General features: G+C 59.7%; 16 protein-coding genes. 13 read left to right on the forward strand and 3 right to left on the reverse strand.

Translation table 11 applies throughout. The annotated features are described in order from the left end of the window. Positions 1–60 precede the first annotated feature (60 nt). The 5 genes from BLU75_RS14210 to BLU75_RS14230 all read left to right on the forward strand — a co-directional run bounded on the left by BLU75_RS14210 (position 61) and on the right by BLU75_RS14230 (position 2,939). The gene (locus BLU75_RS14210) at positions 61–651 is read left to right on the forward strand and encodes a cysteine hydrolase family protein (protein WP_084378078.1); all 591 of its coding nucleotides are present in this window, start codon (positions 61–63) and stop codon (positions 649–651) included. A gap of 140 nt (positions 652–791) precedes the next feature. Beyond that, positions 792–1,112, forward strand: coding sequence for a hypothetical protein (locus BLU75_RS14215; RefSeq protein ID WP_084378077.1), 321 nt, complete (start codon positions 792–794; stop codon positions 1,110–1,112). A 76-nt stretch (positions 1,113–1,188) separates the two neighbouring features. After that, positions 1,189–1,746, forward strand: coding sequence for a Smr/MutS family protein (locus BLU75_RS14220; RefSeq protein WP_084378076.1), 558 nt, complete (start codon positions 1,189–1,191; stop codon positions 1,744–1,746). A gap of 173 nt (positions 1,747–1,919) precedes the next feature. Then, positions 1,920–2,465, forward strand: coding sequence for a GTP cyclohydrolase I FolE (gene folE, locus BLU75_RS14225; protein ID WP_003175229.1), 546 nt, complete (start codon positions 1,920–1,922; stop codon positions 2,463–2,465). A 102-nt stretch (positions 2,466–2,567) separates the two neighbouring features. Beyond that, positions 2,568–2,939, forward strand: a complete 372-nt coding sequence (locus BLU75_RS14230) for a glutathione S-transferase N-terminal domain-containing protein (protein ID WP_084378075.1) — start codon at positions 2,568–2,570, stop codon at positions 2,937–2,939. A 21-nt stretch (positions 2,940–2,960) separates the two neighbouring features. On the opposite strand, the gene BLU75_RS14235 is transcribed toward BLU75_RS14230, so the two are convergent. Both BLU75_RS14235 and BLU75_RS14240 read right to left on the reverse strand, forming a co-directional pair. Next, entirely contained in the window at positions 2,961–3,563 is a 603-nt protein-coding gene (locus tag BLU75_RS14235) for a glutathione S-transferase family protein (protein ID WP_084378074.1), read from the reverse strand. A 10-nt stretch (positions 3,564–3,573) separates the two neighbouring features. Further along, the gene (locus BLU75_RS14240) at positions 3,574–4,740 is read right to left on the reverse strand and encodes an aminotransferase-like domain-containing protein (RefSeq protein WP_084378073.1); all 1,167 of its coding nucleotides are present in this window, start codon (positions 4,738–4,740) and stop codon (positions 3,574–3,576) included. 82 nt (positions 4,741–4,822) lie between these two features. On the opposite strand from BLU75_RS14240, the gene BLU75_RS14245 reads away from it, so the two are divergent. The 3 genes from BLU75_RS14245 to BLU75_RS14255 all read left to right on the forward strand — a co-directional run bounded on the left by BLU75_RS14245 (position 4,823) and on the right by BLU75_RS14255 (position 7,713). Beyond that, complete coding sequence (locus BLU75_RS14245) at positions 4,823–5,254, forward strand: MarR family transcriptional regulator (protein ID WP_084378072.1); 432 nt, start codon at positions 4,823–4,825, stop codon at positions 5,252–5,254. A gap of 192 nt (positions 5,255–5,446) precedes the next feature. Further along, entirely contained in the window at positions 5,447–6,805 is a 1,359-nt protein-coding gene (locus tag BLU75_RS14250; protein WP_084378071.1) for an NCS2 family permease, read from the forward strand. 281 nt (positions 6,806–7,086) lie between these two features. Further along, positions 7,087–7,713 carry a LysE family translocator gene (locus tag BLU75_RS14255; protein WP_084381574.1) on the forward strand — a complete coding sequence of 209 codons (627 nt, stop codon included), beginning with the start codon at positions 7,087–7,089 and terminating at the stop codon, positions 7,711–7,713. 123 nt (positions 7,714–7,836) lie between these two features. Here the strand turns inward: BLU75_RS14255 and uraH are convergent, their stop codons facing one another. Then, positions 7,837–8,190, reverse strand: coding sequence for a hydroxyisourate hydrolase (gene uraH / locus BLU75_RS14260; RefSeq protein ID WP_084381575.1), 354 nt, complete (start codon positions 8,188–8,190; stop codon positions 7,837–7,839). Positions 8,191–8,682: 492 nt separating this feature from the next. On the opposite strand from uraH, the gene puuE reads away from it, so the two are divergent. From puuE to BLU75_RS14290, 5 genes are all read left to right on the forward strand, one after another. Then, positions 8,683–9,609 (forward strand): allantoinase PuuE, encoded by a 927-nt coding sequence (gene puuE / locus BLU75_RS14270; RefSeq protein ID WP_084381576.1) that lies wholly within the window; start codon positions 8,683–8,685, stop codon positions 9,607–9,609. Next, positions 9,606–10,121, forward strand: a complete 516-nt coding sequence (gene uraD / locus BLU75_RS14275; RefSeq protein ID WP_084381577.1) for a 2-oxo-4-hydroxy-4-carboxy-5-ureidoimidazoline decarboxylase — start codon at positions 9,606–9,608, stop codon at positions 10,119–10,121. Before puuE ends, uraD begins: the two co-directional genes overlap by 4 nt. 41 nt (positions 10,122–10,162) lie before the next feature. Further along, positions 10,163–11,158: an allantoicase gene (gene alc, locus BLU75_RS14280; RefSeq protein ID WP_084381578.1), complete on the forward strand. Its 996-nt coding sequence runs from the start codon at positions 10,163–10,165 to the stop codon at positions 11,156–11,158. Between the two features lie 176 nt (positions 11,159–11,334). Next, complete coding sequence (locus BLU75_RS14285; protein ID WP_084381579.1) at positions 11,335–11,838, forward strand: ureidoglycolate lyase; 504 nt, start codon at positions 11,335–11,337, stop codon at positions 11,836–11,838. A 51-nt stretch (positions 11,839–11,889) separates the two neighbouring features. Beyond that, the gene (locus tag BLU75_RS14290) at positions 11,890–13,188 is read left to right on the forward strand and encodes a urate hydroxylase PuuD (RefSeq protein WP_084381580.1); all 1,299 of its coding nucleotides are present in this window, start codon (positions 11,890–11,892) and stop codon (positions 13,186–13,188) included. The last annotated feature ends 144 nt before the right edge of the window (positions 13,189–13,332 follow it).

The raw sequence follows: 13,332 nt of genomic DNA on the forward strand, positions 1-13,332 counted from the left end.
TCACAGAACCGCTCAGCCAGAGGACAATGTCGCAAAAGCCCCACTCACAGGAGCCCCAGAATGTCCGTTCCAAAGACGATGTTTCAACTCAGCGGTCGTGGTTACGCGCCGGCCAATTTGAGCCACGCGACCCTTGTGATCATCGATGCCCAGAAAGAATACTTGAGCGGTCCACTGGCCTTGTCGGGCATGGACAGCGCCGTGGAAAACATCAAGCAGCTGACTGCGGCGGCGCGCCGTGCGAGTCGCCCGATCGTCCACGTGCATCACCTGGGCACCGTCGGCGGCCTGTTCGATCCACAGGGCGAACGTGGCGAGTTCATTCCCGGCCTGGAGCCTGTGGGTGACGATACGGTCATCGGCAAGTTGCTGCCCAGCGCCTTCCACGGCACATCGCTGGAAAAACGCTTGCAGGATTTGGGTTCCCTGGACCTGATCGTCTGCGGCTTCATGAGCCATTCCAGTGTCAGCACCACGGTGCGGGCGGCGAAGAACCTGGGTTTCCGTTGCACCTTGGTGGAAGACGCCTGCGCGACGCGGGACCTGCCTTACAAAGGCGGCATCCTCAGCGCCGAACATGTACAGCAAACTGAGATGGCGATCATGGCCGACAATTTCGCCACACTTGCCTTGACCAAAGATCTGATCTGATCGCCCTTGGGATGAGCGGTGCGCCCTCTTTCGGCCCCGCTCATCTGTAAAGGCCTGTCATTTGCCGCAATTACCTCCCTGTCCGGAACAAGTTGTTTATCTTCCGGTCGAAGGGCCGATACCCTGGAGGAAAGGTCGGAATGAAGATATCCGATGGTTTTGACGCTCGTCGCTTGCGCCCCAAAGGCCCGAGCAACTGGCGTTTGCGCTTGGGCGTCGGTTTTGCCGCGCTGCTGGCGATGTTTGGTTTACTGTTGACTGTGGCCGGCGCCGCCGGTCTGTTTGGACTTTCAGCCGCCCTTGGCGAGTTGAATGCCAGCCCTGCGGGCTCTGCAATACTGCTGGTGATCGGGCTATTGATCCTGTGGTTCGGCATCTGGTTGTGGCGTCGTTGCCGACGTCGTATGCGCCAGCCGCTGTCACTGAACATTGCCTCGCACCTGATGAAAAAGCACGATTGATGGAGCCCTGATAGCGTTTTGTCCGGCATGCACCACCACGTTTTGGGTAAACTGCCCGCCCTGCGCGGAGGCTGACATGCAAGACGACGACTTTTCCCTGTTCAAAAACGAGCTTCGCGGCGTCAAGCCGATCAAGCACGACCGCGCCGACACCGGCAAACCCAAGACCGACCGTGCGCAGATCGCCAAACTGCGCCAGGCGGCCACGGTGCGCACGGACGCCACCACGGTGGACGGGCTGTCGGACCAGTTTGTCATCGACGTCGGCCCCGAGGATGAACTGATGTGGGCCCGCGACGGTGTCCAGGAAAGCCAGGTACGCAAGCTCAAATCTGGCCAGATCCCCTTTGAAGGCAGCCTGGACCTGCACGGCATGACCGTGGAAAAAGCCCGGGAAACCCTCTGGGCCTTCCTCGCCGAAGCCACCCGGTTCGAAATCCGCTGCGTGCGCGTCACCCATGGCAAAGCCGTGCGCCTGGATGGCAAGCGGCCGATGATCAAGAGCCACGTCAACACCTGGCTGCGCCAGCATGCCCAGGTGCTCGGGTTTACCTCATGCCAGCCGCGGCATGGTGGAGCCGGCGCGGTCTACGTGATGCTCAAGCGCACGATGCTCGAAGGACGTGACGAGTAAGTCCGGCCGATTTACCGCGTCACCGCCTCCGGCCATACACCTCTTGCCATAGCTACGCTACTATGTGCGCCAATCACTGGCGATGCTGCGCAACTTCTTGCTCGCTGGCGTACAGCTTCACATTGGTACAGGCATACACCGTACCGCTCTGAAACCCATACGGAAACAGCCCTGTGACATTGGAACAAAACTACACCGCGATCCTCGGCCAACTGGGTGAGGACGTCTCCCGCGAGGGCCTGCTCGACACGCCGAAACGTGCCGCCAAGGCGATGCAGTACCTGTGCCGTGGCTACGAGCAGACGCTGGAAGAGGTCACTAACGGTGCCCTGTTCAGCTCGGATAACAGCGAGATGGTGCTGGTCAAGGACATCGAGTTGTACTCGCTGTGCGAACACCACCTGCTGCCTTTCATCGGCAAGGCCCACGTCGCATACATCCCGAGCGGCAAGGTATTGGGCCTGTCGAAGGTCGCGCGCATCGTCGACATGTACGCCCGTCGCCTGCAGATCCAGGAAAACCTCAGCCGCCAGATCGCCGACGCGGTACTGCAAGTCACCGGCGCCCTGGGCGTGGCCGTGGTGATCGAGGCCAAGCACATGTGCATGATGATGCGCGGTGTGGAGAAACAGAACTCGTCGATGATCACCTCGGTGATGCTGGGCGAGTTCCGCGAAAACGCGGCGACCCGCAGTGAGTTCCTCAGCCTGATCAAGTAACAGGCCGCTTCGATAAAACCGGCGTTCATCGTCGGTTTTTTTTCGCCTTTGGAAAATCAGGTAAGCTGCCGCCCCTTCTGTCATGCACAAGAGGTTTCAGGCATGTTCGTCAAAGCACTTCGAGTCGGTCTCGGCCACGTCATCATCGCCGCCGACTTAATCACCCGCCCCCGCAAAAAGCAGCGTCCTGCCGAGCAACAGGCCCAAGTGAACGCGGCAGCCAAGGACCTGACGCTGTATCAGTTCCACGCCTGTCCGTTCTGCGTAAAGACCCGCCGCACCCTGCATCGCTTGAATGTGCCGGTGGCGTTGAAGGACGCCAAGAACAATGAACAGGATCGCCAGACCCTGCTTGAGCAAGGCGGCAAGATCAAAGTGCCCTGCCTGCGCATTGAAGAAAATGGCCAGACCACCTGGATGTATGACTCCAAGGTGATCATTGACTATCTGGACCAGCGCTTCGCGGCGATCTGACTCCACCGCGAAGCCCGCGCATCAGTCGAGCATCGCCACGTGTTTCGGATGACTCGCCACGCGCTCGAGCCAGGCCTGTACCGCCGGATAAGGGCTCAGGTCGAAACCGCCTTCATGGGCCACGTGGGTGTAGGCATACAGCGCGATATCGGCGATGGAATACTGCTCGCCCACCAGGTACGGCGTGGCTTGCAGTTGGCGCTCCATGACCTTCAAGGCCTTGTAGCCGCCCTTGTGGGTTGTCTTGTATTCCTCCAGTCGATCTTCCGGCATCCCCAGGTAATACTGGATAAACCGCGCCACGGCGATGTATGGCTCATGGCTATACTGCTCGAAAAACTGCCATTGCAACACCTGGGTGCGCAGGCGCGGCTCGCTGGGCAGGAATTCGCTGCCGTCGGCCAGGAAGTTGAGGATCGCGTTGGATTCCCACAGACAGGTTCCGTCGTCCAGTTCCAGCACCGGGATCTTGCCGTTGGGGTTCTTCGCCAGAAATTGCGCAGTCTGAGTGTCGCCCTTCAAGATATCGATATCCACCCACCGATACGGGATGCCCAACAAGTTGAGCATCAACTTGATCTTGTAGCAGTTGCCCGAACGGTAATCGCCGTAAACCGTGTACATGGAAATCTCCTTATGCCGCTTGCGCGAGCTGTGCTTGACGGATTACCGCCGCGAGACGCTTGAGACCTTCATCCAGGCGCGCTGGATCGATGTGGCTGAAATTGAGTCGCAAGTGGCCGTGATGCCGATCCGGCTCGGAAAAGAACGGTTCGCCGGGCATGAACGCCACATCCTGTTCAAGCGCCCGCGCCAATAAAGTGCGGGTGTCCAAGGGTTGTTTCAAGGTCAGCCAGAAGAATAATCCCCCTTCGGGCATCTGCCAGTCGGCCAGCTCACTGAAGTGACGCTCCAGCGCTGCCTGGAATCCATCGCGCCGCTCGCGGTAGAAATTGCGTAACGTCGCGAGATGCTGCTGGTATTTTTCGCTGCCGATCCACTGCATTGCCTGCCACTGCCCAACGCGATTGGTGTGCAGGTCCGCCGATTGCTTGAGCTTGAGCAGATGCGGGAACAGATCGGGACTGGCGATCAGGTAACCGACACGCAGCCCTGGCAGCAAGGTCTTGGATACCGTGCCGGTGTAGATCCAACTTGCCGCCCGCAAACGGCTGACAATCGGCCGGGCGCTGCTGCCGTCGAAAGTCAGCTCGCGATAGGGCTCGTCCTCGATCAGGGTCACGCCGAACTCGTCCAGCAACGCCGCCACCGCACCACGCTTGGCTTCGCTGTAGCGCACCGCCGATGGGTTCTGGAAGGTCGGAATCAAGTAGATGAAGGCCGGACGCTGGCGCTCCAGGCTGCGGCGCAGCGTCGCCAGGTTCGGGCCATCGGCCTCAAGCTCGACGGTCAGGCAATCGGCGCCGAACAGTTGGAAGATCTGCAACGCCGCCAGGTAGGTCGGGCCTTCCAGCAGAACCTGCGTGCCTTGATCGATATATAACTTGGCGGCCAGGTCGAGGGTTTGCTGGGAACCGCTGACCACCAACACCTGGCTGGCCTCACAGGCAACGCCCAACGTTCGCGCCTCGGCCGCGAACAACTCGCGCAACTGCGGCTCGCCCTCGCTCATGCCGTATTGGCCGATATTCAGCGGCATCGCCTGCCAATCCAGCTCGGGCAACATGACCTCGGCGGGCAGGCCACCGGCAAACGACATCACTTGCGGACGCTGGGCCGCGGCAAGGATCTCACGGATCAAGGAGCTTTTAAGGCGTGAAACACGTTCAGAGAAAGCCATTCGGGTCACCGGTAGCGAAGCCAGGGGAAAATACGTCAAACTGGTTGACCGAAATTACGACGCCTTGAGTAGATACGTCAATATGCTTGACCTTAAAAACCAGAACTCGCAGCAAGCCGCCATGGAAGCGTTCTTCTTCGGCTACCAGGCCTTCACCGCCAAGGCTGACGAAATGCTCGAACGGCGCGGCCTGAGTCGGGTGCATCAGCGCATTGTATTTTTCATCGCCCGTTATCCGGCCTTGAACGTCAAGCAACTGCTGGAATTGCTCGGTGTAAGCAAACAGGCGCTGAATATGCCATTGCGCCAATTGCAGGAAATGCATCTGGTCAACAGCCTCGCCTGCGCCAACGACAAGCGCAAACGCCTGTTGGAGCTGACCGAAGAGGGGCTGCATTTCGAGCAATCCCTGCGCCGCCAACAAGTGAAGCTGTTGCAGCGGGCGTTCGCCGAAGCCGGCGAGGACGCCGTGAATGGGTGGCTGGCGGTGAACAAGGCGCTGACGTTACCTTGAAATAGCCTTTCATCTTTTTTGCACACATAATCGAAAACATTAATTGCTTTATTTGTATACAAAAGCATAATTCGCTTCATGCGAGTTCCTGACCTAACGGTCAACAAAGCCCGCTGGTACCTCAAAGCGTCGCGACCCCACTCATGTGTCCGACGCTGGAAATAACAATAAAACTCTTGAGGAGTACTTGCTGTGGAAAGCCGCAAATCCGAAGCCCCGCTGGACCTCGCGTCGCCGCGCCTCACCCCCACGAAACCAGGCTGGCTGGAACGCCTGTTCAAACTGCGTCTGCATGGCACCACAGTGAAGACCGAGCTGATTGCCGGCCTCACCACCTTTATCACCATGGCCTACATCATCTTCGTCAATCCCAACATTATGGCCGACGCCGGCATCGATCACGGCGCAGCCTTTGTCGCGACCTGTATCGCTGCCGCGCTGGGCTGCCTGTTGATGGGCCTGTATGCCAACTGGCCCGTGGGCCTGGCACCGGGCATGGGCCTGAACGCGTTTTTTACCTACACCGTGGTCGGCACCATGGGCTACAACTGGGAAACGGCGCTGGGCGCGGTGTTCATCTCGGGTGTGTTGTTCATGATCCTGACCCTGTCGCGCATCCGCGAATGGCTGCTCAACAGCATCCCGGTGAGCCTGCGCCATGCGATGGGCGCGGGAGTCGGTCTGTTTCTCGGGGTGATCGGTCTGAAAACCGCCGGCATCATCGTCGACAGCCCCGCCACCCTGATCAAGCTCGGTTCCCTGCATGAGCCCGCTCCGCTGCTGGCGGCGGTCTGCTTTCTGTTGATCGCGATCCTCAGCTATCACCGTGTGTTCGGCGCGATCCTGATCAGCATCATCGCCGTGACGTTGGCCGGCTGGGGCCTGGGTCTGGTGCAGTATCAGGGCATCCTCGCCGCCCCGCCGAGCCTGGCACCGACCTGGATGGCGATGGACGTGATGGGTGTGTTCAATGTCAGCATGATCAGCGTGGTGTTCGCGTTTCTGTTTGTGCACATGTTCGACACCGCCGGCACCCTGATGGGTGTTGCGCAACGGGCGGGATTGGTGAACCCTGACGGCAAGATTGAAAACCTCTCCCGCGCCTTGAAAGCCGACAGTACTTCAAGCGTATTCGGCGCCATGGTCGGTGTACCACCGGTCACCAGCTACGTGGAAAGTGCTGCCGGGGTCGCCGCTGGCGGGCGTACCGGCCTGACGGCCGTCACCGTGGGGGTGCTGTTTGTGGCCGCGATGTTTTTCGCGCCGCTGGCTGGCATGATTCCCGCCTATGCCACCGCCGGGGCGCTGATTTATGTGGCAATGTTGATGATGGGCAGCATGGCGCATATCGAATGGGATGAAGCCACCGACACGATCCCGGCGATTGTCACCGTGATCATGATGCCGCTGACCTTCTCGGTCGCCGACGGCATCGCCCTGGGTTTTATCAGTTACGTGGCACTCAAGGCGGGCACCGGCAAATACAAGGAAATTTCCGTCAGCCTGTGGGCGCTGTGTGCAATTTTCATCGCCAAGTTTATCTTCCTGTAATCAGGGATCCGGCGAAAACCGCCTCGCCTTCGGGCGTAATGCTGTTCAGTTAAGAAAGTCGCGTGCCGAACACCCTCCTGTGGCGAGGGGGCTTGTCCCCCGTTGGGCTGCGTAGCAGCCTAAACCAGCCGCTGAGGAATGCCTGATACACCGCATTCCTCTTTATTGGGGCTGCTGCGCAGCCCAACGGGGGACAAGCCCCCTCGCCACAGGAGATTTTCAGCCTTAACTGAACGGTATTACGCCTTCGGGTGGGGCTTATGCATGAATGGAGGAATGTAATGAGTGTGGAAACCTGGCTGCTGTTCAGCGGCGCTGCGCTGGTGGTGATCCTGATTCCAGGCCCGCTGTCCCTGTTGATGATCAGCAACAGCTTGAACTATGGCCTGCGCCGTTCGTATCCGGCGTTTCTCGGCGGCGTGTTTGCCTCGATCTGCCTGCTGAGCGCATCGGCCCTGGGGCTGGGCGCCTTGTTGCTGGCGTCGGAGCAATTGTTCAGCGCCTTGAAGATCGTGGGTGCCCTGTATTTGTTCTACCTTGCCTGGCAAAGCTGGCAGCAATCACGCCAACCGAGCCATGCCGTGGAAGTTCCGCAAGCCGCGCCGGTGCCGCGTTTTCGCACGCTGTTTGGGCGGGCGTTTGTCCTGGGCGCCAGTAACCCCAAGGACATTCTGTTTTTCGCCGCTTTCCTGCCGCAGTTTCTCAGCAGCCAGCAACCTTTCTTACCGCAATTGCTGATCATGATCGCCACCTGGACTGTCCTGGACCTGCTGTGCAAGCTGGCTTATGGCCTCAGCGCCCATGGCGCGGCGCGCTATTTACGTAGCGGTAAGGGCCAAAGCTGGTTTAACCGTGTCAGTGCCGGGTTGTTCGGCGGCGCCGGCGCCGCCTCGCTACTCAGTCGCTGACACTGCACCTTGGGCTGGCCCAAGGCGTTCATTCCCGCCCAGGATCCGCAGACGAAAAAAAGCCCGCAGTGTGAGCGGGCGAAACCAACGAAGAGCTTTGGGGGTGTGAAGCGAGGTGACGACTCAGCTACCGCGATAAGTGGAGTAGCTGTAAGGCGAAATCAGCAGGGGTACGTGGTAATGCTCCTGTTCGGCACTGATGCCAAAGCGCAGGACCACAACGTCGAGAAACGCCGGTTCCGGCAGTTGCACACCACGGGCGCGATAGTAATCACCGGCGCTGAACTGCAGTTGGTAAACCCCACTACGGTAGTCATCACCTTGCAGCAGCGGCGCGTCGCAACGGCCGTCGCTATTGGTCAGGGCGCTGGCAACCTGTTCAAGCCGTGTCCCTTCAACGCGATACAGCTCCACCTTGATGGCGCTGCCTGGGCAGCCGTGCGCGGCGTCCAAAACGTGTGTAGTCAAACGTCCCATGGCGTCTACGCGCCTCCCGAAGTCAGTAGAAAAGAAATCCGCACTTTTGCAGGGCATCGAAAAAGTCGGCGATGATCGATTAAGACACTTTTCGAAAAAATTGTACACAATAAATTAAACATCTTCTGCTATCAGCTTCCGACCAATACTGTAGGCGCGAGGGCGCGCGCCCAGCTGTTGCTCGCGAAATCGCCAACGATGATGCAGTGCAGCAGGTTTCCCACAGTGCACTCACGTTTCTCGCGAGCAAGCTCGCTCCTACAGTAAGCGCGCGCAAAGGATAAATTCAGCGCGGGTACTTATTTTGGTTTAGCTGACCAACCAGGCAGGTTTCTTGCAACCCTTGAAAACCGACCGTTCAGAAAAAATGCAGAAATACAGGCTTACAAAGTGGCCAGCAAGTTGTATACAATCATTCCATCGCTGTGACGCCACCCAGTCTTTTCGCTGGCCGCCACACACTCGCTACCACGAACAAGAAGGAAGACTGCAGTGAGCGCTGACTACCCACGCGACCTGATCGGTTACGGCAGTAACCCTCCTCATCCCCACTGGCCGGGTAAGGCGCGCATCGCCTTGTCGTTCGTACTCAACTACGAAGAAGGTGGTGAGCGCAATATCCTGCACGGCGACAAAGAGTCGGAAGCCTTCCTTTCGGAAATGGTCTCGGCACAACCGCTGCAGGGCGAGCGCAACATGAGCATGGAGTCGCTGTACGAATACGGCAGCCGTGCCGGGGTGTGGCGCATCCTCAAGTTGTTCAAGGCATTCGACATTCCGCTGACTGTCTTCGCCGTGGCGATGGCCGCCCAGCGTCATCCGCAGGTGATCCGCGCGATGGTCGCCGCCGGTCACGAGATCTGCAGCCACGGCTACCGCTGGATCGACTACCAGTACATGGACGAGGCCCAGGAGCGCGAGCACATGCTCGAAGCGATCCGCATCCTCACCGAACTGACCGGCGAACGCCCGCTCGGCTGGTACACCGGGCGCACCGGCCCGAACACCCGTCGGTTGGTGATGGAAGAAGGCGGCTTCCTCTATGACTGCGACACCTACGACGACGACCTGCCCTACTGGGAACCCAACAACCCGACCGGCAAGCCGCACCTGGTGATCCCCTATACCCTGGACACCAACGACATGCGCTTCACCCAGGTCCAGGGTTTCAACAAGGGCGACGATTTCTTCGAGTACCTCAAGGACGCGTTCGACGTACTGTACGCCGAGGGCGCCGAGGCACCGAAAATGCTTTCCATCGGTTTGCATTGCCGCCTGATTGGCCGCCCTGCCCGGCTGGCCGCGCTCAAGCGCTTCATCGAATACGCCAAGGGCCATGAACAGGTGTGGTTCACCCGCCGCGTCGACATTGCCCGCCACTGGCATGCAACCCATCCTTACCCGGGAGTCGCCAAGTGACCGCTTTCCAGACCTTGAAACCCTCGACCTTGAGCCGCGCTGCGTTTGTCGCCGCCTTCGCCGATATCTATGAACACTCGCCATGGGTGGCCGAAAAGGCCTTCGACCTGGGCCAGGACGCTTCGCTCGACCAGATCGAAAGCCTGCACCAGCGCATGAGCGATATCCTGTTGAGCGCGGATCAGCAAAGCCAACTGGCGCTGATCAACGCTCACCCGGACCTGGCCGGCAAAGCTGCCGTCCAGGGCCAACTGACCGCGGCCAGCACTGGAGAACAGGCTGGCGCGGGGATTCACCAATGCACGGCCGAAGAGTTTTCGCGCTTCACCGAGCTGAACGACGCCTACAAGGCCAAGTTCAAGTTTCCCTTCATCATGGCGGTAAAAGGCAGCAACCGGCATCAGATCCTCGCTGCGTTTGAAACGCGCATCCACAACTCGACCGACACCGAGTTCAAGTGCGCGCTGGCAGAGATCAACAAGATCGCGTTGTTCCGATTACTGACCCTCTAAACGACCATCCCCAGCCACTCAATTCAAGGCAGACAAGAAGAATGAAAGCTTACGCCGTCCCTTTCGAAAAGTTCGTCAACCTCGCTGACGCCCGCCTGGGCACCAAGATCATCTCCGTGACGGATGACTGGTTCGCCGACGCCAACCGCCTGTTCCAACCGACCCCAGCCGTATGGAAGGAGGGCGTGTTCGATGACAACGGCAAGTGGATGGACGGCTGGGAGTCGCGTCGCAAGCGCTTCGAAGGCTACGACAGCGCGGTGATCCGCCTGGGCGTGCCCGGCGCGATCAAAGGCGTGGACATCGACACTTCGTTCTTCACCGGCAACTTCCCACCGTCGGCGTCCCTGGAAGGCTGCTTCCTGGCCGAAGGCGAACCGACTGAAAACACCCAGTGGGTCGAAGTACTGTCTGCCGTCGAATTGCAGGGCAACAGCCATCACTTCCACGAGATCAACCACGACCAGGCCTTCAGTCACCTGCGCTTCAACATCTACCCGGATGGTGGCGTGGCCCGTCTGCGGGTGTACGGTATTCCGTTCCGCGACTGGTCGGCGGTGGGCGACAACGAGCAGATCGACCTGGCGTCCTCGCTCAACGGCGGGCGTGCCCTGGCGTGCTCCGACGAACACTTCGGGCGCATGGGCAACATCCTCAACCCGGGCCGTGGCATCAACATGGGCGATGGCTGGGAAACAGCCCGTCGTCGCACGCCAGGCAATGACTGGGTGATCGTCGCCCTGGGTCACGCCGGCGAGATCGAAAAGGTCATCGTCGACACCCTGCACTTCAAGGGCAACTACCCAGACACTTGCTCGATCCAGGGCGCGTTCGTCAAAGGCGGCACCGACAGCCAGATCGAAACCCAATCGCTGTTCTGGCGTGAACTGTTGCCGGCGCAGAAACTGGAAATGCACGCTGAACACACCTTCGCCGAGCAGATCAAGGCACTGGGGCCGATTACCCACATCCGCCTGAACGTATTCCCGGATGGTGGCGTGAGTCGCTTGCGCGTGCTGGGCAAGGTTTCGAAATAAGCGGTGACCTGTGGCGAGGGGGCTCGTCCCCCGTTGGGGCGCGAAGCGGCCCTGAAACCAGGCAACGCATTCCAGCTGTAGAGACGCGATACCTGATTGGGGCTGCTGCGCAGCCCAACGGGGGACAAGCCCCCTCGCCACGACCAACAACACAGTATTCGGATAAGAAGACAGCCATGCGCACACTGATGATCGAACCCTTGACCAAAGAAGCCTTCGCCCCCTTCGGAGACGTTATCGAAACCGATGGCAGCGATCACTTCATGATCAACAACGGCTCGACCATGCGTTTTCATAAACTGGCGACGGTTGAAACCGCCACGCCAGAAGACCACGCAATCATCAGCATCTTCCGCGCCGACGCGCAGGATATGCCACTGACCGTGTGCATGCTGGAGAGACACCCGCTGGGCAGCCAGGCCTTTATTCCGCTGCTCGGCAACCCCTTTCTGATCGTGGTCGCGCCACTTGGCGATGCACCTGTATCAGGCTTGGTCCGCGCCTTCGTGACTAACGGCAGGCAGGGCATTAATTACCATCGCGGCGTCTGGCACCACCCGGTGCTGACGATCGAAAAGCGGGATGACTTCCTGGTGGTTGATCGCAGTGGCACAGGCAATAACTGCGATGAGCATTTCTTCAAAGAGGATGAGCGGTTGATCCTCGCCCCCCACCAATAAGAGAAGGTCCGATCACCCGACAACAAGGGTGACGGGCGAGAGGTAAAGACTGTGGAAGCACATCTGTTGGAATGGCTGAACCTGAGCGTGCGCTGGGTTCATATGATCACCGGCGTCGCCTGGATCGGCGCTTCGTTCTACTTTGTCTGGCTGGAAAACAACCTTAACCGCGCCAACCCAAAGAATGGTCTCGCCGGCGACTTGTGGGCGATCCACGGTGGCGGTATCTACCACCTGGAAAAATACAAACTGGCTCCGCCGACCATGCCGGACAACCTGCACTGGTTCAAATGGGAAGCCTATTTCACCTGGATGTCGGGCGTCGCGCTGCTGTGCGTGGTGTTCTATCTCAATCCGACGTTGTACCTGCTGGCCCCCGGCAGCAGCCTGAGCGGCACCGAAGGCGTATTGCTGGGCATTGGTTCGTTGTTCGTCGGCTGGTTCATCTACTCCTTTCTCTGCGACTCGGCCCTGGGCAAGCGCCCTGCCCTGCTCGGCTTGATCCTGTTCGTGCTGTTGATTGCAGCGGCCTACGGCTTCAGCAAGGTGTTCAGCGGTCGCGGCGCCTACCTGCATGTGGGCGCCGTGATCGGCACCATCATGGTGGGCAACGTGTTCCGCATCATCATGCCGGCACAGCGTGCGCTGGTAGCGGCAATCGCGGAGAACCGCACGCCTGATCCGGCGCTGCCGGCCAAAGGCCTGTTGCGCTCACGCCACAACAACTACTTCACCTTGCCCGTGCTGTTCATCATGATCAGCAACCACTTCCCGAGCACCTATGGCAGCCAGTACAACTGGTTGATCCTGGCCGGGATCGCAGTAGCGGCAGTGTTGGTGCGTCACTACTTCAACACCCGCCATGACAGCCAGAAATACGCGTGGACCTTGCCCGCAGGCGCGTTGGCGATGATTTGCCTGGCCTATGTCACCGGCCCCAAACCCGTGGCGAGCGCACCGGAGGTGGCGAAGGCGCCCGCCGCCATCGAGTACCAGCCATTGCCGGAAACCGCATTGGGGGGTGGCCTCAAACCCGCCGCGCCCGCAACCCCCGCTCCGGCCACCGAACCAGCACCGGCCCAGGCGTCGACGGACTTCGGCAAGGTCCACAGCGTGATCGAAGAACGTTGCACCGCGTGCCATTCGGCCAAGCCCACCAGCCCGCTGTTCAGTGCCGCGCCTGGCGGGGTGATGTTTGATACGCCCGCACAGATCCAGCAACAGGCGGCGCGGATTCAGGCACAGGCCGTAGCGACCCAAATCATGCCACTGGGCAATATCACTCAAATGACCCAGCAGGAGCGGGACTTGATTGGTAGCTGGATCACTCAGGGAGCGCGTACCAACTAATCATAGGCCACCCCTCCCCTGTAGGAGCGAGCTTGCTCGCGAAAAACTCGAAGGCACCGCGTTCATCCTGGATGTGCGCGTGATCGTTGACGTTCTTCGCGAGCAAGCTCTCTCCTGCAGGAATCGAGGGCAACGCTACTGGCT

Source organism: Pseudomonas mucidolens (assembly GCF_900106045.1).
Lineage (GTDB): Bacteria > Pseudomonadota > Gammaproteobacteria > Pseudomonadales > Pseudomonadaceae > Aquipseudomonas > Aquipseudomonas mucidolens.